The 20,710-nt window shown below is 70.9% G+C and carries 20 protein-coding genes; 17 read left to right on the top strand and 3 right to left on the bottom strand.

The features are described 5' to 3' along the window. Positions 1-243: 243 nt before the first annotated feature. The 7 genes from pgsA to NX794_RS11460 all read left to right on the top strand — a co-directional run bounded on the left by pgsA (position 244) and on the right by NX794_RS11460 (position 6,161). Positions 244-975 carry a phosphatidylinositol phosphate synthase gene (pgsA, locus tag NX794_RS11490; RefSeq protein WP_258778301.1) on the top strand — a complete coding sequence of 244 codons (732 nt, stop codon included), beginning with the start codon at positions 244-246 and terminating at the stop codon, positions 973-975. Then, a complete protein-coding gene (locus tag NX794_RS11485; RefSeq protein ID WP_258778300.1) occupies positions 972-1,880 on the top strand; it encodes a phosphatidylinositol mannoside acyltransferase in 909 nt (302 codons plus the stop codon). The genes pgsA and NX794_RS11485 overlap by 4 nt, the downstream gene beginning before the upstream one ends. After that, a complete protein-coding gene (locus tag NX794_RS11480) occupies positions 1,877-3,040 on the top strand; it encodes a glycosyltransferase family 4 protein (RefSeq protein WP_258778298.1) in 1,164 nt (387 codons plus the stop codon). The genes NX794_RS11485 and NX794_RS11480 overlap by 4 nt, the downstream gene beginning before the upstream one ends. Before the next feature lie 129 nt (positions 3,041-3,169). Continuing rightward, positions 3,170-3,712: a LemA family protein gene (locus NX794_RS11475; protein WP_258778297.1), complete on the top strand. Its 543-nt coding sequence runs from the start codon at positions 3,170-3,172 to the stop codon at positions 3,710-3,712. 114 nt (positions 3,713-3,826) lie between these two features. Next, the gene (pdxS, locus tag NX794_RS11470) at positions 3,827-4,732 is read left to right on the top strand and encodes a pyridoxal 5'-phosphate synthase lyase subunit PdxS (RefSeq protein ID WP_258778295.1); all 906 of its coding nucleotides are present in this window, start codon (positions 3,827-3,829) and stop codon (positions 4,730-4,732) included. A gap of 21 nt (positions 4,733-4,753) precedes the next feature. Further along, positions 4,754-5,359, top strand: coding sequence for a pyridoxal 5'-phosphate synthase glutaminase subunit PdxT (pdxT, locus tag NX794_RS11465; RefSeq protein ID WP_258778293.1), 606 nt, complete (start codon positions 4,754-4,756; stop codon positions 5,357-5,359). Positions 5,360-5,408: 49 nt separating this feature from the next. Continuing rightward, positions 5,409-6,161, top strand: coding sequence for a YebC/PmpR family DNA-binding transcriptional regulator (locus tag NX794_RS11460; protein ID WP_258778292.1), 753 nt, complete (start codon positions 5,409-5,411; stop codon positions 6,159-6,161). Positions 6,162-6,239: 78 nt separating this feature from the next. Here NX794_RS11460 and NX794_RS11455 read toward each other — a convergent pair whose 3' ends face one another. Continuing rightward, entirely contained in the window at positions 6,240-6,554 is a 315-nt protein-coding gene (locus NX794_RS11455) for a hypothetical protein (RefSeq protein WP_258778291.1), read from the bottom strand. Positions 6,555-6,832: 278 nt separating this feature from the next. Between NX794_RS11455 and ruvC the strand changes: the two genes are divergently transcribed. From ruvC to relA, 8 genes are all read left to right on the top strand, one after another. Beyond that, entirely contained in the window at positions 6,833-7,372 is a 540-nt protein-coding gene (ruvC, locus tag NX794_RS11450) for a crossover junction endodeoxyribonuclease RuvC (RefSeq protein ID WP_258778595.1), read from the top strand. Next, entirely contained in the window at positions 7,369-7,977 is a 609-nt protein-coding gene (gene ruvA / locus NX794_RS11445; RefSeq protein WP_258778289.1) for a Holliday junction branch migration protein RuvA, read from the top strand. The genes ruvC and ruvA overlap by 4 nt, the downstream gene beginning before the upstream one ends. A gap of 27 nt (positions 7,978-8,004) precedes the next feature. Beyond that, a complete protein-coding gene (ruvB, locus tag NX794_RS11440; RefSeq protein WP_258778287.1) occupies positions 8,005-9,087 on the top strand; it encodes a Holliday junction branch migration DNA helicase RuvB in 1,083 nt (360 codons plus the stop codon). Positions 9,088-9,271: 184 nt separating this feature from the next. Next, a complete protein-coding gene (gene yajC / locus NX794_RS11435) occupies positions 9,272-9,796 on the top strand; it encodes a preprotein translocase subunit YajC (protein ID WP_258778286.1) in 525 nt (174 codons plus the stop codon). A 142-nt stretch (positions 9,797-9,938) separates the two neighbouring features. Further along, a complete protein-coding gene (secD, locus tag NX794_RS11430; RefSeq protein ID WP_258778284.1) occupies positions 9,939-11,714 on the top strand; it encodes a protein translocase subunit SecD in 1,776 nt (591 codons plus the stop codon). A 3-nt stretch (positions 11,715-11,717) separates the two neighbouring features. After that, positions 11,718-12,818 (top strand): protein translocase subunit SecF, encoded by a 1,101-nt coding sequence (secF, locus tag NX794_RS11425; protein ID WP_258778283.1) that lies wholly within the window; start codon positions 11,718-11,720, stop codon positions 12,816-12,818. Then, a complete protein-coding gene (locus tag NX794_RS11420) occupies positions 12,815-13,354 on the top strand; it encodes an adenine phosphoribosyltransferase (RefSeq protein ID WP_258778282.1) in 540 nt (179 codons plus the stop codon). Before secF ends, NX794_RS11420 begins: the two co-directional genes overlap by 4 nt. Positions 13,355-13,597: 243 nt before the next feature. After that, positions 13,598-16,141, top strand: a complete 2,544-nt coding sequence (gene relA / locus NX794_RS11415) for a GTP pyrophosphokinase (protein ID WP_258778281.1) — start codon at positions 13,598-13,600, stop codon at positions 16,139-16,141. 65 nt (positions 16,142-16,206) lie between these two features. Here relA and NX794_RS11410 read toward each other — a convergent pair whose 3' ends face one another. Further along, positions 16,207-17,436 carry a DUF349 domain-containing protein gene (locus NX794_RS11410; protein WP_258778280.1) on the bottom strand — a complete coding sequence of 410 codons (1,230 nt, stop codon included), beginning with the start codon at positions 17,434-17,436 and terminating at the stop codon, positions 16,207-16,209. A 145-nt stretch (positions 17,437-17,581) separates the two neighbouring features. Continuing rightward, complete coding sequence (locus NX794_RS11405) at positions 17,582-18,412, bottom strand: peptidylprolyl isomerase (protein ID WP_258778278.1); 831 nt, start codon at positions 18,410-18,412, stop codon at positions 17,582-17,584. Positions 18,413-18,581: 169 nt separating this feature from the next. On the opposite strand from NX794_RS11405, the gene NX794_RS11400 reads away from it, so the two are divergent. Together NX794_RS11400 and hisS are read left to right on the top strand one after the other, a co-directional pair. Beyond that, positions 18,582-19,289 (top strand): MBL fold metallo-hydrolase, encoded by a 708-nt coding sequence (locus NX794_RS11400; protein WP_258778276.1) that lies wholly within the window; start codon positions 18,582-18,584, stop codon positions 19,287-19,289. Positions 19,290-19,303: 14 nt separating this feature from the next. After that, positions 19,304-20,566 (top strand): histidine--tRNA ligase, encoded by a 1,263-nt coding sequence (gene hisS / locus NX794_RS11395; RefSeq protein WP_258778275.1) that lies wholly within the window; start codon positions 19,304-19,306, stop codon positions 20,564-20,566. The last annotated feature ends 144 nt before the right edge of the window (positions 20,567-20,710 follow it).

Genomic DNA, 20,710 nt, shown 5'->3' with positions numbered 1-20,710 from the left:
TCCCGTGCACGGTGAGGTCATGTGTGGGCGCGGACACCCGGGACCCGCGTGCACTGGCGGCTCCGGCGAAGCCCGCGGTCTTTCGAGCTTTCCACTCCCGTCACGCCGCGTCCATACGAACGACCACGAACGCCGCGTACAGGCACTGATCCGGCCACATCGGCCCCGCGCGCGGGCGCGCGCACCGGTGCCCGGCGCCGGCCTCGGGTGCCCGCCCGCCGCGCGCCCGCGCGCGTGGCTACGATGGGCCAGCCGACGGCCACCAAGGCCGCGGCGACACCGACCGTCGGGAAGGCCATGCTGAACAAGTACGCGCGTGCATTCTTCACGCGTGTCCTCACACCGTTCGCCGCGTTTCTCATCCGGCGGGGCGTGAGCCCCGACACGGTCACGCTCCTCGGAACCGCGGGCGTGGTCGCGGGTGCGCTGGTCTTCTACCCCCGGGGCGAGTTCTTCTGGGGCACGGTCGTGATCACCCTGTTCGTCTTCTCCGACCTGGTCGACGGCAACATGGCCCGTCAGCTGGGCCGCTCCAGCCGCTGGGGCGCCTTCCTCGACTCCACGCTGGACCGCGTCGCCGACGGCGCGATCTTCGGCGGCTTCGCCCTCTGGTACGCGGGCGGCGGCGACGACAATGTGCTGTGCGCGGTGTCGATCTTCTGCCTCGCCAGCGGCCAGGTGGTGTCGTACACCAAGGCGCGCGGCGAGGCGATCGGGCTGCCGGTCGCCGTCAACGGGCTCGTCGAGCGGGCCGAGCGGCTGGTGATCTCGCTCGTCGCGGCCGGCTTCGCCGGACTGCACAAGTTCGGGGTCCCGGGCATCCAGTGGCTGCTGCCGATCGCCCTGTGGGTGGTCGCCGCGGGCAGCCTCGTCACGCTGATCCAGCGCGTCGTCACCGTCCGCCGCGAGTCCGCCGAGGCGGAGGCCGCGGCCGCCGGTCCCGGCGCGGCCCAGGGGAGCGAGGCGGCCAAGTGAGCGCCGCGGAACGGCTCACCGACACCCTGTACGGGCTCGGCTGGAGCACGGTCAAGACGCTTCCGGAGCCCGTCGCGGTCCGCCTCGGCCGCAGCATCGCCGACCTCGCCTGGAAGCAGCGCGGCAAGGGCGTGCTGCGGCTGGAGTCGAACTACGCGCGCGTGCTGCCCGACGCCACCCCGCAGCGCCTCGCCGAACTCTCCCGCGCGGGCATGCGGTCGTACCTGCGCTACTGGATGGAGTCCTTCCGGCTCCCGGCCTGGAGCCCCGAGCGGATACGGGGCGGTTTCGACCCCAAGGACGTGCACCATCTGACCGACGGGCTCGCCGCCGGCAAGGGCGTCGTCCTCGCCCTGCCGCACCTGGCCAACTGGGACCTGGCCGGCGCCTGGGTGACCACCGCGCTGGAGACGCCGTTCACCACCGTCGCCGAGCGCCTCAAGCCCGAGACGCTGTACGACCGCTTCGTCGCCTACCGCGAGGGCCTCGGCATGGAGGTGCTGCCGCACAGCGGCGGCTCCGCCTTCGGCACCCTCGCCCGCCGGCTGCGCGACGGCGGCCTGGTCTGCCTGGTCGCCGACCGCGACCTGTCCTCCTCCGGCGTCGAGGTCGACTTCTTCGGCGCCCGCGCGCGGATGCCCGCCGGGCCGGCGCTGCTCGCCCAGCAGACCGGCGCCCTGCTGCTGCCGGTGACGCTCTGGTACGACGACTCGCCCGTCATGCGCGGCCGGGTGCACCCGCCGGTCGAGGCGCCCGAGTCGGGTACCCGGGCCGAGAAGACGTCCGTCATGACCCAGGCGCTGGCCGACGCCTTCGCCACCGGGATCGCCGAACACCCGGAGGACTGGCACATGCTCCAGCGGCTGTGGCTCGCCGACCTCGACCCCGCGAAGGGACCCGCGTGAGAATCGGGATCGTCTGCCCGTACTCCTGGGACGTGCCCGGTGGCGTCCAGTTCCACATCCGCGACCTCGCCGAGTACTTCATCCGGCTCGGCCACGAGGTGTCCGTCCTCGCACCGGCCGACGACGACACCCCGCTGCCGCCGTACGTCGTCTCGGCCGGCCGCGCGGTCCCGGTGCCGTACAACGGCTCGGTGGCCCGGCTGAACTTCGGCTTCCTGTCGGCCGCGCGGGTGCGGCGCTGGCTGCACGACGGCGCCTTCGACGTGGTGCACATCCACGAGCCGACGTCCCCCTCGCTCGGCCTGCTGACCTGCTGGGCGGCGTCCGGGCCGATCGTGGCCACGTTCCACACCTCCAACCCGCGCTCGCGCGCCATGATCGCCGCGTACGCCATCCTCCAGGCCGCGCTGGAGAAGATCAGCGCCCGGATCGCGGTCAGCGAGTACGCCCGGCGCACCCTGGTCGAGCACCTGGGCGGGGACGCGGTGGTCATCCCCAACGGCGTCGACGTGGACTTCTTCGCCGAGGCCGAGCCGAAGCCGGAGTGGCGGGGCGGCACCCTCGGCTTCATCGGCCGTATCGACGAGCCCCGCAAGGGCCTGCCCGTGCTGATGAGGGCCCTGCCGAAGATCCTCGCCGCCCGCCCGGAGACCCGGCTGCTGGTCGCGGGACGCGGCGACGAGGAGGCGGCCGTCGAGGACCTGCCGGCCGAGCTGCGCTCCCGCGTCGAGTTCCTCGGCATGGTCAGCGACCAGGACAAGGCGCGCCTGCTGCGCAGCGTCGACGTGTACGTCGCGCCCAACACCGGCGGCGAGAGCTTCGGCATCATCCTGGTGGAGGCCATGTCGGCGGGCGCCCCCGTGCTCGCCTCCGACCTCGACGCCTTCGTCCAGGTCCTCGACCAGGGCAAGGCCGGCGAGGTCTTCGCCAACGAGGACGCCGACGCGCTCGCCGACGCCGCGCTGCGGCTGCTCGGGGACCCGGAGCGCCGGGCCGAGCTGCGCGAGGCCGGCAGCACGCACGTACGGCGCTTCGACTGGTCCACCGTCGGCGCGGACATCCTGTCGGTCTACGAGACGGTGACGGCCGGCGCCGCGGCGGTCGGCGCCGACGAGCGGACGACGGGACTGCGGGCGCGGTTCGGACTGGCCCGCGACTGAGCCGCCCGCCCCGGCCAGGAGACCCCGGACCGGCCAGGAGACCCCGCCCCGGCCAGGAGACCCCGCCCCGGCCAGGAGACCCCGGACCGGCCACCGGAGTGACCGGTCCCAGCCGATAGCCTTCCGGTCGTGACCGCAACCCTCATCTGGATCCTCGTCGCCCTCGTGGTGATCGGCGTGTACCTGAGCTGGACGGCCGGGCGCCTCGACCGGCTGCACGTGCGGATGGACGCGGCCCGCGCCGCGCTCGACGCCCAGTTGCTGCGGCGCGCCTCCGTGGCCCAGGAACTGGCGACCTCGGGGGTGCTGGACCCGGCCGCCTCGATCGTGCTCTACGAGGCCGCGCACGCCGCCCGGCAGGCCGAGGAGGAGCAGCGGGAGGTCGCCGAGAGCGAGCTGAGCCAGGCCCTGCGCGCGGTCTTCGAGGACCCGGCCCAGGTGGAGGCCGTACGGGAGGCGCCGGGCGGCGAGGAGGCGGCCCGGGAGCTGGCCGAGGCGGTACGGCGGGTGCCGATGGCGCGCCGGTTCCACAACGACGCCGTGGGGGCTGCCCGCAGGCTCCGCGAGCACCGCAAGGTCCGGTGGTTCCGGCTGGCCGGACACGCGCCGTTCCCGCTGGCCTTCGAGATGGACGACGAGTCCCCGGCGGCCCTGGTCGAGCGGGTCGCCTGACCGCCCGCCGGCGCAAAACGATCCACCGGCTTCGCATTGGCCCTTGCTGTGGCCTGGCCCGTTCCCGTTTCCTCGGTGCAGCAGCAACCCTCTTTCCCTTCAGTGAGGTCACCCGTGTCCACCACCGAGAACCAGGCTCCCGAGACCGGCACCGCCCGCGTGAAGCGCGGCATGGCGGAGCAGCTCAAGGGCGGCGTGATCATGGACGTCGTCACGCCGGAGCAGGCGAAGATCGCCGAGGACGCGGGCGCCGTCGCCGTCATGGCCCTGGAGCGGGTCCCGGCCGACATCCGCAAGGACGGCGGCGTGGCCCGCATGTCCGACCCGGACATGATCGAGGGCATCATCGACGCCGTCTCCATCCCGGTGATGGCCAAGTCCCGCATCGGCCACTTCGTCGAGGCCCAGGTCCTGCAGTCCCTCGGCGTCGACTACATCGACGAGTCCGAGGTCCTCACCCCGGCCGACGAGGTCAACCACTCCGACAAGTGGTCCTTCACCACCCCCTTCGTCTGCGGTGCCACCAACCTGGGCGAGGCCCTGCGCCGTATCGCCGAGGGCGCCGCGATGATCCGCTCCAAGGGCGAGGCCGGCACCGGCAACGTCGTCGAGGCGGTCCGGCACCTGCGCCAGATCAAGAACGAGATCGCCCGCCTGCGCGGCTTCGACAACCACGAGCTGTACGCCGCCGCCAAGGAACTGCGCGCCCCCTACGAGCTGGTCAAGGAGGTCGCCGAGCTGGGCAAGCTGCCGGTCGTCCTCTTCTCCGCCGGCGGCGTGGCCACCCCGGCCGACGCGGCCCTGATGCGCCAGCTCGGCGCCGAGGGCGTCTTCGTCGGCTCCGGCATCTTCAAGTCCGGCGACCCGGCCAAGCGCGCCGCCGCCATCGTCAAGGCCACCACCTTCTACGACGACCCGAAGATCATCGCGGACGCGTCCCGCAACCTCGGCGAGGCCATGGTCGGCATCAACTGCGACACCCTCCCCGAGACCGAGCGGTACGCCAACCGCGGCTGGTAAGCACTCAGGTATCCGAACCCCATGAACACTCCTGTCATAGGCGTCCTGGCACTCCAGGGCGACGTACGGGAACACCTCATCGCCCTGGCCGCGGCGGACGCCGTGGCCAGGCCGGTGCGGCGCCCCGAGGAACTCGCCGAGGTCGACGGCCTCGTGCTGCCCGGCGGCGAGTCCACCACCATCTCCAAGCTGGCCGTCCTCTTCGGAGTGATGGAGCCCCTACGCGCGCGCGTGCGCGCCGGAATGCCCGTCTACGGCACCTGCGCCGGCATGATCATGCTCGCCGACAAGATCCTCGACCCGCGCTCGGGCCAGGAGACCATCGGCGGCATCGACATGATCGTGCGCCGCAACGCCTTCGGCCGGCAGAACGAGTCCTTCGAGGCCGCGGTCGACGTCACGGGTGTCCCGGGCGATCCTGTGGAGGGCGTCTTCATCCGCGCCCCCTGGGTCGAGTCCGTCGGCGCAGGCGCCGAGGTGCTGGCCGAGCACGAGGGCCACATCGTCGCCGTACGCCAGGGCAACGCGCTCGCCACGTCGTTCCACCCGGAGCTGACCGGCGACCACCGCGTGCACTCCCTGTTCGTCGACATGGTGCGCGCGAACCGGACACCCGAGTCCTTGTAGGATTCCTGGCGTTCGTTACAGAGATGGGTTACGCGAAGGAGACAGGCAGATGTCCGGCCACTCTAAATGGGCCACGACGAAGCACAAGAAGGCCGTCATCGACGCCAAGCGCGGCAAGCTCTTCGCGAAGCTGATCAAGAACATCGAGGTCGCCGCGCGGATGGGCGGCGTCGACCTCGAGGGCAACCCGACGCTCTACGACGCCGTCCAGAAGGCCAAGAAGCAGTCGGTCCCGAACAAGAACATCGACTCCGCGATCAAGCGCGGCGGCGGTCTCGAAGCCGGTGGCGCCGACTACGAGACGATCATGTACGAGGGCTACGGCCCCAACGGTGTCGCCGTGCTGATCGAGTGCCTCACCGACAACCGCAACCGCGCCGCCTCCGACGTCCGCGTCGCCATGACCCGCAACGGCGGCAACATGGCCGACCCCGGCTCGGTGTCGTACATGTTCAGCCGCAAGGGTGTCGTCATCGTCCCCAAGGGCGAGCTGAGCGAGGACGACGTGCTCGGCGCCGTCCTGGACGCCGGCGCGGAGGAGGTCAACGACCTCGGCGAGACCTTCGAGGTCATCAGCGAGGCCACCGACCTGGTCGCGGTCCGCACCGCTCTCCAGGAGGCCGGCATCGACTACGACTCCGCCGACTCCAGCTTCGTCCCCTCCGTCCAGGTCGAACTGGACGAGGACGGCGCCCGCAAGATCTTCAAGCTGATCGACGCCCTGGAGGACAGCGACGACGTGCAGAACGTCTTCGCCAACTTCGACGTGAGCGACGAGGTCATGGAGAAGGTCGACGCCTGACCTCGCCAGGCCTGAGCGCATGAGAACGGCCCGCCGAAGAGTCTTCGGTGGGCCGTTCGTCGTTCAGAGCGTCAGCGGTCAGCCGTCGATGCTCTTCACCGAGCCGGTGTGCTTCAGGTGGCCCTTGCCGTCGGCCGCGACGGTGGCGGCGCGCATGTCCTCGAACTGGCCGTCCTTCCACCAGATGTTGATCGTCGCCTTGGTCTTGCAGACGTTGTGGAAGTAGACGGTCGTCGTGGAGATGCCGTCGGCGTACGACCAGTTGAAACAGCCGCTGTGGCCGGTGTGCTTGGAGGCGGCAGCGGACGTGGTGGCGGCCTGCGCGGGCGTCGCTACGGCCATGCCGGCCAGCAGCACGGAAGCGGTGATGGCGGCCTTCGCTATGGAGCGCATGGGTTCCCCGATTTCTCTTGTGATGTGATCACCCGAAGAGTGGTCGTTCTTCGGGCCGTTCGGGAAGCTATAAGCGATCATGTGTGCGAAGCAATGGACTTCTGGCCGCGATGTCCGACTCGTAGTGGTTACGCCCGGCAAATCCGGCCGATCGGCCATGATCTTTTACTTGTGCTTTGATCACCGTGGCGGGTGACGCGGTGTCGGTGCCGCCGGATAGCCTGGCGCGGCAGCAGCAGGACGAGGGCAGCAGGTACGAGACGGGGGCGAGGAGCGAGGTGCGGGTACTCGGTGTGGACCCCGGCCTGACACGGTGCGGTGTCGGGGTGGTCGAGGGGGTCGCGGGCCGGCCGCTCACCATGATCGGCGTCGGTGTCGTACGGACGCCGGCGGACGCCGAGCTCGCCCAGCGGCTGCTCGCCGTCGAGACCGGCATCGAGCGGTGGCTGGACGAGCACCGGCCCGAATTCGTGGCCGTAGAGCGCGTCTTCAGCCAGCACAACGTGCGCACCGTCATGGGCACCGCCCAGGCCAGCGCCGTCGCCATGCTGTGCGCCGCCCGGCGCGGCATCCCCGTCGCGCTGCACACCCCCAGCGAGGTCAAGGCCGCCGTCACCGGCAGCGGTCGCGCCGACAAGGCCCAGGTCGGGGCCATGGTCACCCGGCTGCTCCGGCTCAGCGCACCGCCCAAGCCCGCCGACGCCGCCGACGCCCTCGCGCTCGCCATCTGCCACATCTGGCGCGCCCCCGCCCAGAACCGGCTCCAGCAGGCAGTCGCCCTGCACACCGCCCACGCAACGAAAGGCCGGACGGCATGATCGCCTTCGTCAGCGGCACGGTCGCCGCGCTCGCCCCCGACACCGCGGTCGTCGAGGTCGGCGGCGTCGGCATGGCCGTCCAGTGCACCCCCGACACCCTCGCGACGCTCCGCCTGGGACAGCCCGCCAAGCTGCACACCTCCCTCGTCGTCCGCGAGGACTCCCTCACCCTGTACGGCTTCACCGACGACGACGCCCGCCAGGTCTTCGAACTCCTCCAGACCGCCAGCGGCGTCGGCCCCCGCCTCGCCCAGGCCATGCTCGCCGTGCACACCCCGGACGCGCTGCGCCGCGCCGTCGCCACCGCCGACGAGAAGGCGCTCACCGCCGTGCCCGGCATCGGCAAGAAGGGCGCCCAGAAGCTGCTGCTGGAGCTGAAGGACCGCCTCGGCGCCCCCGTCGGCAGCGCCCCCGCGGTCGGCGCCCCGGTCACCCAGGGCTGGCGCGACCAACTGCACGCGGCCCTGATCGGCCTCGGCTACGCCACCCGCGAGGCCGACGAGGCCGTGACCGCCGTGGCCCCCCAGGCCGAGGCCGCGGGCGGCACCCCCCAGGTCGGCCACTTGCTCAAGGCCGCCCTCCAGACCCTGAACCGCGCCCGCTGACCCGCGCCACCCCGCTAGGAGAACCCCGTGACCGGGTACGACCCGACCGACACCCCCGCCGAGGAGCGGCTGGTGGGCTCCGGTGCCGACCGGGAGGACCAGGCCGTCGAGGTCGCGCTGCGTCCCAAGGACCTCGGCGAGTTCATCGGCCAGGAGAAGGTCCGCGAACAGCTCGACCTCGTCCTGCGCGCCGCCCGCGCGCGGGGCGCCACCGCCGACCACGTCCTGCTCTCCGGCGCGCCCGGCCTCGGCAAGACCACCCTGTCGATGATCATCGCCGCCGAGATGGGCGCCCCCATCCGCATCACCTCGGGCCCCGCCATCCAGCACGCCGGCGACCTCGCCGCGATCCTCTCCTCCCTCCAGGAGGGCGAGGTCCTCTTCCTGGACGAGATCCACCGCATGTCCCGGCCCGCCGAGGAGATGCTCTACATGGCGATGGAGGACTTCCGCGTCGACGTCATCGTCGGCAAGGGCCCCGGCGCCACCGCCATCCCCCTCGAACTGCCGCCCTTCACCCTGGTCGGCGCCACCACGCGCGCGGGCCTGCTACCGCCCCCGCTGCGCGACCGCTTCGGCTTCACCGCCCACATGGAGTTCTACGAGCCGCACGAGCTGAAGCGGGTCGTGCACCGCTCCGCCCACCTGCTCGACGTGGAGATCGACCCGGCCGGCGCCGCCGAGATCGCCGGCCGCTCCCGCGGCACCCCCCGGATCGCCAACCGCCTGCTGCGCCGCGTCCGCGACTACGCGCAGGTCAAGGCGGACGGCCTGATCACCCGGGAGATCGCGGGCGCCGCCCTGGCCGTCTACGAGGTCGACGCCCGCGGCCTCGACCGGCTCGACCGCGCCGTGCTGGAGGCCCTGCTGAAGCTGTTCGGCGGCGGTCCGGTCGGCCTGTCCACGCTCGCCGTCGCGGTGGGGGAGGAGCGTGAGACCGTGGAGGAGGTCGCCGAACCCTTCCTGGTCCGCGAGGGGCTGCTGGCCCGCACCCCGCGCGGCCGGGTCGCCACCCCGGCCGCCTGGGCGCATCTCGGCCTCACCGCGCCGGGCTCGGCCCCCGGCGGCGCCGGAAACGGAAACGGACAACAGGACCTCTTCGGGGCCTGAGGCCCGTGATCACATCGTGACGGCGCGGGCATTGGCCGGGTCAGGAACCCAGGTGCCATGCTGAGCGTTGTTCCATGCGAGCGGACTCGCTTAGACTCCGCCGATGCCGCCCTCGCGGGTGGCGCAGACCACACCCCCATCAAGGCCGCTCTCCGTCGCGGTCGCGCGAAGGAAACCCCGTCCCGTGAATCCCATTACCCTTCTTCCCTTCATCGTGCTCATCGCGGCCATGTTCCTGATGACGCGCTCGGCCAAGAAGAAGCAGCAGCAGGCCGCCCAGATGCGCAACGAGATGCAGCCGGGCTCCGGCATCCGCACGATCGGGGGCATGTACGCGACGGTCAAGGAGGTCCACGAGGACACCATCCTCGTCGACGCCGGCCCCGGTGTGGAACTCCTCTTCGCCAAGAACGCGATCGGCGCCGTCCTCACCGACGACGAGTACAACCGCATCGTCCACGGCATCGAGCACGACCTGAAGTCCGAGCACGAGATCGTCCCGGACGACGCCTCCTCCCTCACCGAGACCGACGCGACCGACGGGCCCTCCGCCGCTGCTGCCGCCGACGACAAGATCGACCTCGGTAAGAAGGAAACCGCCGAGCACGGCGACGACGCCATCCGGGCCGCCGAGGACAAGGCCGACGCCGCCGAGGCCAAGGCGGAGACCGAGCCGAAGAAGACCGACGGCGACGCCGACACGAAGTAGTCACGCCCCGGGGCGTGCGGCGGCGGCATGACGACGCCCCGCGCACCCCGGGCGCGTCTGTTTCCCGCACGGGAGCCCGACACCATGTCATGGCCGACCGCGCCGACCGGGCGCGGGGCGGCCCGAGAGGGAGTTCGAGAAGGTGGCAGCACCTAAGAAGGGCCGGAGCGCGAGTGCCCAGAGCAAGCCGGGGCGCTCGCTGGCCCTCATCCTGATCGCCATCGCGGCACTGACCGGGGGGATGTTCGCCTCCGGACACCACACCCCGCGTCTCGGCATCGATCTCGCCGGCGGCACCAGCATCACGCTGACGGCGGTCAACCAGCCGGGACAGCCCAACGCGATCAACAAGACCAACATGGACACCGCGGTCGACATCATGAACCGCCGGGTCAACGGTCTGGGTGTGTCGGAGACCGAGGTCCAGACACAGGGCGATCGCAACATCATCGTCAACATCCCGCGGGGTTCGAACTCCAAGGAGGCGCAGCAGCAGGTCGGCACCACCGCCAAGCTGTACTTCCGCCCGGTTCTGCAGACGGAGCAGTCCGGCGCCGTAGGCCAGGCCACGCCGAGCACCGGCTCCATCTCCTCGCCCAGCGCGACCGGCACGCCCTCGCCGAGCGCGTCGAAGACCGGCGGTCAGCAGGCGACCGGCTCCGGCAGCCCGTCGGCCTCCGCGACCACTCAGGGCCGCCCCGTCACCGCCGGTCTGCAGAAGGCTTCCTCCACGCCGTCCCCGAGCGGTTCCACGACGCCCAAGGCGTCCACCAGCCCCTCCCCGTCATCGAGCAGCGGGGACGCCGCTCTCCAGGCCCGCTATGCCGCCCTCGACTGCAGCAAGCCCGGCCAGCAAGCCACCGCGGGCAAGGGCGCCAAGCCGAGTGAGTCCACCGTCGCCTGCGGCAAGGACGGCAAGGTCTGGAGCAAGTTCCTGCTCGGCCCGGTCGCGGTCGACGGCACGGAGGTGAAGAAGGCCCAGGCCGTCTTCGACACCCAGGGGGCCTCCGGCTGGCAGGTCCAGATGACCTTCACCTCCAAGGGCTCCGGCAAGTTCGCCGACATCACCGGACAGCTCGCTCAGAAGACCGAGCCGCAGAACCAGTTCGCGATCGTCCTCGACGACGAGGTGGTCTCCCACCCGTACGTGCAGACGGCCATCACCGGCGGCAACGCGGAGATCTCCGGCAGCTTCACCCAGGAGGAGGCCCAGAGCCTCTCCAACATGCTCTCGTACGGCGCGCTTCCGCTGTCCTTCAAGGAGTCAAGCGTCACCACGGTGACCGCCGCACTCGGCGGCGAGCAGCTGCATGCCGGACTGATTGCCGGCGCCATCGGCCTCGCGCTGGTCGTCATCTACTTGGTGGCGTACTACCGCGGCCTGTCACTCATCGCGGTGGCGTCCCTGCTGGTCTCCGCTGCCCTGACCTACGTGATCATGACGCTGCTCGGCCCGACCATCCACTTCGCGCTGAACCTGCCGGCCGTCTGCGGTGCGATCGTCGCCATCGGTATCACCGCCGACTCGTTCATCGTGTACTTCGAACGCATCCGGGACGAGATCCGCGAGGGCCGCACGCTGCGTCCCGCCGTCGAGCGCGCCTGGCCGCGCGCCCGGCGCACCATCCTGGTCTCCGACTTCGTGTCGTTCCTCGCCGCCGCGGTGCTGTTCATCGTTACCGTCGGCAAGGTGCAGGGCTTCGCGTTCACCCTCGGTCTGACCACCCTGCTCGACGTCGTCGTGGTCTTCTTCTTCACCAAGCCGCTGATGACGCTCCTCGCCCGCCGCAAGTTCTTCGCGGACGGCCACAAGTGGTCCGGGCTTGACCCCAAGGGCCTGGGCGCCAAGCCGCCGCTGCGCCGCACCCGCCGTCCCGGTGGCCCCGCCGCCGGCCCTGTCGACCCGAAGGAGGCCTGAGCCATGTCGAAACTCGGCAACCTCGGCGCTCGACTGCACCGCGGCGAGATCTCGTACGACTTCGTCGGCAAGCGCAAGATCTGGTACGGCGTCTCGATCCTGATCACCATCACGGCCATCGTCGGCCTGGCGGTGCGCGGCCTCAACATGGGCATCGAGTTCCAGGGCGGCGCGGTCTTCACCACGCCGAAGACCAGCGTCTCGGTGGCCGACGCCGAGCGCTACGCCGAGCAGGCGTCCGGCCATGACGCCGTGGTGCAGAAACTCGGCACCGGCGCGCTGCGCATCCAGATCGCCGGCATCGACACCGGCAAGTCCGACCAGATCAAGGACACGCTGGCCAAGGATCTCAAGGTCGGTCCGGAGCAGATCAACGCCGACCTGGTCGGCCCCAGCTGGGGAGAGCAGGTCGCCAACAAGGCCTGGGAGGGCCTGGCGATCTTCATGGTCCTCGTCGTGATCTACCTGGCGATCGCCTTCGAGTGGCGGATGGCCGTCGCCGCGCTGGTCGCGCTGATCCACGACATCACCATCACCACCGGTATCTACGCCCTCGTCGGCTTCGAGGTCACCCCCGGTACGGTGATCGGTCTGCTGACCATCCTCGGTTACTCGCTCTATGACACGGTCGTCGTCTTCGACAGCCTCAAGGAGCAGACGAAGGACATCACCAAGCAGACCCGCTTCACCTACAGCGAGATCGCCAACCGGTCGATCAACGGCACGCTGGTGCGGTCCATCAACACCACGGTCGTCGCCCTGCTGCCGGTCGCCGGTCTGCTCTTCATCGGCGGTGGCTTCCTCGGGGCCGGCACGCTGAACGACATTTCGCTGTCGCTGTTCGTCGGTCTCGCGGCCGGTGCGTACTCCTCGATCTTCATCGCCACGCCGCTGGTGGCGGATCTCAAGGAGCGCGAGCCGGCGATGAAGGCGCTCACCAAGCGGGTGCTCGCCAAGCGCGCCCAGTCGGCCGCCGGCGAGGGCGTGGCGGACGGCCCGGCCGGTGACGACGCCGACGAGGCCACGCCCGCCGTGGTCGGCCCGCGCAACCAGCCCGCCTCCCGCACCCGGGGCCGCGGCCGACCCTCGGGGAAGCGGCGATGACGGGCATCCAGGAGCTGCTGCTCAGCCGGATCCGAGACGTCGCCGACTACCCGGAGCCGGGGGTGATGTTCAAGGACATCACCCCGCTGCTGGCGGACCCGGCCGCGTTCACGGCGCTCACGGACACGCTGTCCGAGATCGCCACGAACACCGGCGCCACCAAGGTCGTCGGCCTGGAGGCCCGGGGCTTCATCCTCGGCGCGCCGGTCGCCCTCCGCGCGGGCCTGGGCTTCATCCCGGTCCGCAAGGCCGGCAAGCTGCCCGGCGCGACCCTGCGGCAGGCCTACGACCTGGAGTACGGCTCGGCCGAGATCGAGGTCCACGCGGAGGACCTGGCGGCCGGTGACCGCGTCCTGATCGTCGACGACGTCCTGGCCACGGGCGGCACGGCCGAGGCCGCGATCCACCTGATCCAGCGGGCCGGCGCGGAGGTCTCGGGCCTGGCGGTCCTCATGGAGCTCGGGTTCCTCCAGGGCCGCGCCCGCCTGACCCCGGCCCTGGACGGCGCCCCCCTGGAGGCCCTCCTCACGGTCTGACCCACACCCGCTCGACGGCCGTCCCCGACACCACGGAGGACGGCCGTCGGCATTCCCGGCGGGAGCCGGAGCAAGCCGGCCTCCGTGCCGTACGACAGCGCGGCCGAACCCCGATGGAATCCCGCGGAGACGCCCCGCGTTTCAGGGGTAGACGGTCCTGGAGGCGATGACAAGGCACAGGATCGCTACCATGGGGTCTCCGGAGCCTGACCGGGGGACCCGGATCGCGCACGAGGAGTCCTCTTGCCAGACGAGGCCCAGCCACTGACCGCCGCCAAGCCCGAGCCCGCCTCGGCCCCCGCGGCCAAGCCCGCGCCGAACGCGTCGCACGCGAAGGACGCGAAGAACGACACGCGCGGGCCGGTCGAGCACGCCCAGGCGGCCCCCGTCGAGAAGGACGCGGAAGCATCCCGCCCCAAGCCGGCCCCGGCCGAGCGCCCGGCCCAGCCCCCGGTGGTGCGCCAGCCCGCCCAGCCGGCCCGCACCGGCTCCTCCAACCGCGTCCGCGCCCGCCTCGCGCGCCTCGGCGTCCAGCGCGCGAACCCGTACAACCCGGTCCTGGAGCCCCTGCTGCGGATAGTCCGCAGCAACGACCCCAAGACCGAGAACGCCACGCTCCGCCAGATCGAGCGCGCCTACCAGGTCGCCGAGCGCTGGCACCGCGGCCAGAAGCGCAAGAGCGGCGACCCGTACATCACGCATCCGCTCGCCGTCACCACCATCCTCGCCGAGCTGGGCATGGACCCGGCCACCCTCATGGCGGGCCTGCTGCACGACACCGTCGAGGACACCGAGTACGGCCTCGAAGACCTGCGCCGCGACTTCGGCGACGTCGTCGCGCTGCTCGTGGACGGCGTCACCAAGCTGGACAAGGTCAAGTTCGGCGAGGCCGCGCAGGCCGAGACCGTGCGCAAGATGGTCGTCGCCATGGCCAAGGACCCCCGCGTCCTGGTCATCAAGCTCGCCGACCGCCTGCACAACATGCGCACCATGCGCTACCTCAAGCGCGAGAAGCAGGAGAAGAAGGCGCGCGAGACGCTGGAGATCTACGCGCCGCTCGCCCACCGCCTCGGCATGAACACCATCAAGTGGGAGCTCGAGGACCTCGCGTTCGCGATCCTCTACCCCAAGATGTACGACGAGATCGTACGGCTGGTGGCCGAGCGGGCACCGAAGCGTGACGAGTACCTGGCCATAGTGACCGACGAGGTCCAGGCCGACCTGCGCGCCGCCCGCATCAAGGCGACCGTCACCGGCCGCCCGAAGCACTACTACAGCGTCTACCAGAAGATGATCGTCCGCGGCCGGGACTTCGCGGAGATCTACGACCTGGTCGGCATCCGTGTCCTGGTCGACACGGTCCGCGACTGCTACGCCGCCCTCGGCACCGTGCACGCGCGATGGAACCCGGTACCCGGCCGGTTCAAGGACTACATCGCGATGCCCAAGTTCAACATGTACCAGTCGCTGCACACGACGGTCATCGGCCCCAACGGCAAGCCGGTCGAACTCCAGATCCGCACCTTCGACATGCACCGCCGCGCCGAGTACGGCATCGCCGCGCACTGGAAGTACAAGCAGGAGGCCGTCGCCGGCGCCTCCAAGGTCCGCACGGACGTGCCGAAGGCCTCCGGCAAGGACAAGGACGCCATCAACGACATGGCGTGGCTGCGGCAGCTGCTCGACTGGCAGAAGGAGACCGAGGACCCCGGCGAGTTCCTGGAGTCCCTGCGCTTCGACCTGTCCCGCAACGAGGTCTTCGTCTTCACACCCAAGGGCGACGTCATCGCGCTGCCGGCCGGCGCGACACCGGTGGACTTCGCGTACGCGGTGCACACCGAGGTCGGCCACCGCACCATAGGAGCCCGCGTCAACGGCAGGCTCGTACCGCTGGAGTCCACCCTGGACAACGGCGACCTGGTGGAGGTCTTCACCTCCAAGGCGGCCGGCGCCGGCCCCTCCCGCGACTGGCTCGGCTTCGTCAAGTCGCCCCGGGCGCGCAACAAGATCCGGGCCTGGTTCTCCAAGGAGCGCCGGGACGAGGCGATCGAGCAGGGCAAGGACGCCATCGTGCGGGCCATGCGCAAGCAGAACCTGCCGATCCAGCGCATCCTCACCGGCGACTCGCTCGTCACGCTCGCGCACGAGATGCGCTACTCCGACATCTCCGCGCTGTACGCGGCGATCGGCGAGGGCCATGTCTCCGCGCAGAACATCGTGCAGAAGCTGGTGCAGGCCCTCGGCGGCGAGGAGGCCGCGACCGAGGAGATCGACGAGTCGGTCCCGCCGTCGCGCACCCGCAGCCGTAAGCGCCGCTCCAGCGCCGACCCGGGTGTCGTGGTCAAGGGCGTGGACGACGTGTGGGTGAAGCTGGCCCGCTGCTGCACCCCGGTACCGGGTGACCCGATCATCGGGTTCGTCACGCGCGGCAGCGGCGTATCGGTTCACCGCAGCGACTGCGTCAACGTGGACTCGCTGTCCCGGGAGCCGGAGCGGATCCTGGACGTCGAGTGGGCGCCCACCCAGTCCTCGGTCTTCCTGGTCGCCATACAGGTCGAGGCGCTGGACCGCTCCCGGCTGCTGTCGGACGTCACCCGCGTCCTGTCCGACCAGCACGTCAACATCCTCTCGGCGGCCGTGCAGACCTCCCGGGACCGGGTGGCCACCTCCCGCTTCACCTTCGAGATGGGCGACCCCAAGCACCTGGGCCACGTCCTGAAGGCCGTCCGGGGTGTGGAGGGCGTGTACGACGTCTACCGCGTGACGTCGGGACGCAGCCGCTCGTAGAAACGACCGGGCGGCCCGGGGCTGGAGAGCCTCCGGGCCGCCCGCGCGGGGACGTGCGGTCCCGTCTAGCCGCCGAACTCGTGGAGGCCCTTCAGAGCCTGGTCCAGCAGTGCCTGACGGCCCTCCAGCTCGCGCTCCAGCTTGTCGGCCCGGGAGGTGTTGCCCTGGGCGCGCGCCTGCTCGATCTGCGTGCGCAGCTTGTCCACGGCGGCCTGGAGCTGACCGGTCAGACCCTCGGCACGCGCGCGTGCCTCCGGGTTCGTCCGGCGCCACTCGGTCTCCTCGGCCTCCTGGATCGCCCGCTCCACGGCGTGCATCCGGCCCTCGACCTTGGGACGCGCGTCCCGTGGCACATGACCGATGCCCTCCCAGCGCTCGTTGATCGAGCGGAAGGCGGCCCGCGCGGCCTTCAGATCCGAGACCGGCAGGAGTTTCTCGGCCTCCTCGGCCAGCTCCTCCTTCAGCTTCAGGTTCTCGGTCTGCTCCGCGTCCCGCTCGGCGAACACCGAGCTGCGGGCGGCGAAGAAAACGTCCTGGGCGCCGCGGAAGCGGTTCCACAGGTCGTCCTCGTGCTCGCGCTGGGCGCGGCCCGCGGCCTTCCAGTCCGCCATCAGCTCGCGGTAGCGCGCCGCCGTCGGACCCCAGTCCGTCGAACCGGACAGCGACTCGGCCTCGGCGACCAGCCGCTCCTTGATCCGCCGGGCGTCCTCGCGCTGCGAGTCCAGCTGCGCGAAGTGCGCCTTGCGCCGCTTGGAGAACGCCGACCGGGCGTGCGAGAACCGGTGCCACAGTTCGTCGTCCGACTTGCGGTCAAGGCGCGGCAGGCCCTTCCAGGTGTCCACCAGGGCCCGCAGCCGCTCACCGGCCGCCCGCCACTGGTCGGACTGCGCCAGCTGCTCCGCCTCGGCGACCAGGTCCTCCTTGGCCTTGCGGGCCTCGTCGGACTGCTTCGCCCGCTGCGCCTTGCGCTCCTCGCGCCGCGCCTCGACCGTCGCCACGAGCTTGTCGAGGCGGGTGCGCAGGGCGGCCAGGTCACCGACCGCGTGATGGGCGTCGACCTGCTCCCGGATGTGGTCGATCGCGGTCTGCGCGTCCTTCGCCGACAGGTCGGTCGTCTTCACACGCTTCTCGAGGAGGCCGATCTCGACAACCAGGCCCTCGTACTTGCGCTCGAAGTAGGCCAGCGCCTCCTCGGGGGAGCCGGCCGCCCAGGAACCGACGACCTGCTCGCCGTCGGCCGTACGCACGTACACGGTCCCCGTCTCGTCGACGCGGCCCCACGGGTCGCTGCTCACAGCGCCTCCTCCACATGATGCCTGCGGGGGGCCTCAGCACCCCCGGGCATCGTCCACAGTTTCGTCACGGCCAACATAGGCGACCAGCGGGTTGCCTGTCCGCATCCAGCGCGACCGAAAATGCCGCCACCCGCCGCCGGGGCCGTCAGGACTTCGTCACCGTCGCCTTGTTGATCACCACGGTCGCGTTCGGAGCGGTGTTGCCCGTGGTCGCGTCGGCCGGCTGCGCACCCGCCTTCGCGATCTTCTGGAGCACCTTCATCCCGGCCGCGTCCACCGTGCCGAACGGCGTGTAGTTCGGCGGGAGCTGGCTGTCCTGGTACACCAGGAAGAACTGGCTTCCGTTGGTGTTCGCACCGGAGTTGGCCATCGCCACCGTGCCCGCCGGGTAGACGTTGTTCTTCAGGCTCTTGTCCTTCAGGTTCTCGTCCTTGAACTTGTACCCCGGATCGCCCGAGCCGGTCGCCGACGGGTCGCCGCACTGGAGCACGTAGATACCGCTCGTGACCAGACGGTGGCACTTCGTGTGGTCGAAGTAGCCCTTGCCCGCAAGGAAGTTGAACGAGTTCACGGTGTGCGGGGCCGCCGAGGCCTTCATCGCGACACCGATCGCGCCGCACGTGGTGTCCAGCTTCAGCGTGTACTTCGCCGACGTGTCGATCGACATCGCCGGCTCCTTGGCGAACGTCTCCTTCTTCACCGACCCGGCCGCCGGCTTCGCGCACGGGTCCGGCGCCTTGCTCGTCGGGGACGCGCTCGGCGTGCTCTGCGCGCTCGTGTCGGACTTCTTGTCGTCGTCGTTCTTCAGCACCCCGGTCGTGTAGAGCGCGACGCTGCCGATCACGACCACGCCGAGGACCGACGCGATCGCGGAGTTGCGCAGACGGGACTTGCGCCGCGACTCGGTACGCCGCTGCTGCTGCCGCAAGAACTTCTCCCGGGCGAGCTGACGCCGCCGCTGCTCCTGGCTGACCACCGGGTTATCTCCTCATGCGTGTCATGTGTCGGGCGGTACGCGTGCGTCCTGTGAGCCGACCGCCGCGTGTAGCCCCGTACCGTATATGGGTTCGCTGAGGAAACGGCAGCGCCGGTAGGCTCTGACTGCTGTCGAAGCCGCCCGTAACCAGACACAACGAAGGACGATCGTGCTCATTGCCGGGTTCCCCGCCGGGGCCTGGGGGACGAACTGCTATCTCGTCGCCCCCGCCGCCGGTGAGGAGTGCGTGATCATCGACCCCGGCCACCAGGCCGCCGAAGGCGTCGAGGAAGCACTGCGGAAGCATCGCCTCAAGCCCGTCGCCGTCGTCCTCACCCACGGCCACATCGACCACGTCGCCTCGGTCGTCCCGGTCTGCGGCGCGCACGACGTACCGGCCTGGATCCACCCCGAGGACCGCTACATGATGAGCGACCCCGAGAAGGCGCTCGGCCGGTCCATCGGGATGCCGCTCATGGGCGAGCTGACCGTGGGGGAGCCGGACGACGTCCGGGAGCTGGCCGACGGCGCCACCCTCGACCTGGCGGGCCTCTCGTTCTCCGTCGCGCACGCGCCCGGCCATACCAAGGGGTCGGTGACGTTCCGGATGCCCGAGGGCGCCGACATCCCGTCGGTGTTCTTCTCCGGGGATCTGCTCTTCGCCGGCTCCATCGGACGCACCGATCTGCCCGGGGGGTCCATGGACGACATGCTGGAGTCGCTGGCCCGCGTCTGCCTGCCGCTCGACGACTCCACCGTGGTGCTGTCCGGCCACGGCCCCCAGACGACCATCGGCCAGGAGCGCACCACCAACGCCTATCTGCGACAGGTGGCCGCCGGCCAGGGAGCCTCGCCGGCTCCCCGACGAGGAATGTGACGAGAGAGCCTTCCGTGAGCACCTTCAAGGCCCCTAAGGGCACCTACGACCTGATCCCGCCGGACTCCGCCACCTACCTGGCCGTCCGCGAGGCCATCGCGGCCCCGCTGCGCAACTCCGGTTACGGCTACGTCGAGACCCCCGGCTTCGAGAACGTCGAGCTGTTCGCCCGCGGTGTCGGCGAGTCCACCGACATCGTGACCAAGGAGATGTACGCCTTCGAGACCAAGGGCGGCGACCGGCTCGCCCTGCGCCCCGAGGGCACCGCCTCCGTGCTGCGCGCGGCCCTGGAGGCCAACCTGCACAAGACGGGCAACCTCCCGGTCAAGCTCTGGTACTCCGGCTCCTACTACCGCTACGAGCGCCCGCAGAAGGGCCGCTACCGCCACTTCTCGCAGGTCGGCGCCGAGGCGATCGGCGCCGAGGACCCGGCGCTGGACGCCGAGCTGATCATCCTGGCCGACCAGGCCTACCGCACCCTGGGCCTGCGGAACTTCCGCATCCTGCTCAACAGCCTGGGCGACCGGGAGTGCCGGCCCGTGTACCGGTCCGCGCTCCAGGAGTTCCTGGGCCGTCTGGACCTCGACGAGGACACCCGGCGGCGCGCGGAGATCAACCCGCTGCGCATCCTCGACGACAAGCGCGAGTCGGTCCAGAAGCAGCTCACGGGCGCGCCGCTGCTGCGCGACCACCTGTGCGACGCCTGCAAGGCCTACCACGAGGAGGTCCGCGAGCTGATCACGGCGGCGGGCGTGGCCTTCGAGGACGACCCGAAGCTGGTGCGCGGCCTGGACTACTACACGCGCACCACCTTCGAGTTCGTGCACGACGGCCTGGGCTCGCAGTCCGCGGTGGGCGGCGGCGGCCGCTACGACGGCCTGTCGGAGATGATCGGCGGCCCCGCGCTGCCGTCCGTCGGCTGGGCCCTCGGCGTCGACCGCACAGTCCTCGCCCTGGAGGCCGAGGGCGTCGAGCTGGACATCCCGGCCGCGACCAGCGTCTACGCCGTCCCGCTCGGCGAGGAGGCCCGCCGTGTGCTGTTCGCGAAGGTCACCGAACTGCGCAAGCAGGGGGTGGCGGCGGACTTCTCCTACGGCTCCAAGGGGCTGAAGGGCGCGATGAAAAACGCCAACCGCAGCGGCGCGCGCTTCACGATCGTCGCCGGCGAACGCGACCTCGCCGAGGGCGTCGTCCAGCTCAAGGACATGGAGTCCGGCGAGCAGACGGCGATCGGCGTGAACGAGGTCGTGGCGGAACTGGAGTCGCGGCTCGGCTAGGACCAGGACTGCGGCAGGGGCGCCGGGGCGACCCGGCGCCCTTTTCCGTACCCCCCGCCTGTCCGGGACCGTCAACCCGGCGCACGCCGATTCGCCCTGCCGTCCCTTTCCCGCCCCGGACCCCCGCCACCTCGCCCTATCGCG

This window comes from Streptomyces pyxinicus (assembly GCF_024753135.1).
Taxonomy (GTDB): domain Bacteria; phylum Actinomycetota; class Actinomycetes; order Streptomycetales; family Streptomycetaceae; genus Streptomyces; species Streptomyces pyxinicus.
The sequence above is the reverse complement of the archived record's forward strand: the minus strand, read 5'-3'. Positions and strand labels throughout refer to the sequence as shown.

Coding starts and splice junctions, on each gene's coding strand:
- pgsA (WP_258778301.1), top strand. CDS start 244: ATGGGCCAGCCGACGGCCACCAAGGCCGCGGCGACACCGACCGTCGGG.
- pdxT (WP_258778293.1), top strand. CDS start 4,754: ATGAACACTCCTGTCATAGGCGTCCTGGCACTCCAGGGCGACGTACGG.
- NX794_RS11460 (WP_258778292.1), top strand. CDS start 5,409: ATGTCCGGCCACTCTAAATGGGCCACGACGAAGCACAAGAAGGCCGTC.
- NX794_RS11455 (WP_258778291.1), bottom strand. CDS start 6,554: ATGCGCTCCATAGCGAAGGCCGCCATCACCGCTTCCGTGCTGCTGGCC.
- ruvA (WP_258778289.1), top strand. CDS start 7,369: ATGATCGCCTTCGTCAGCGGCACGGTCGCCGCGCTCGCCCCCGACACC.
- secF (WP_258778283.1), top strand. CDS start 11,718: ATGTCGAAACTCGGCAACCTCGGCGCTCGACTGCACCGCGGCGAGATC.
- NX794_RS11420 (WP_258778282.1), top strand. CDS start 12,815: ATGACGGGCATCCAGGAGCTGCTGCTCAGCCGGATCCGAGACGTCGCC.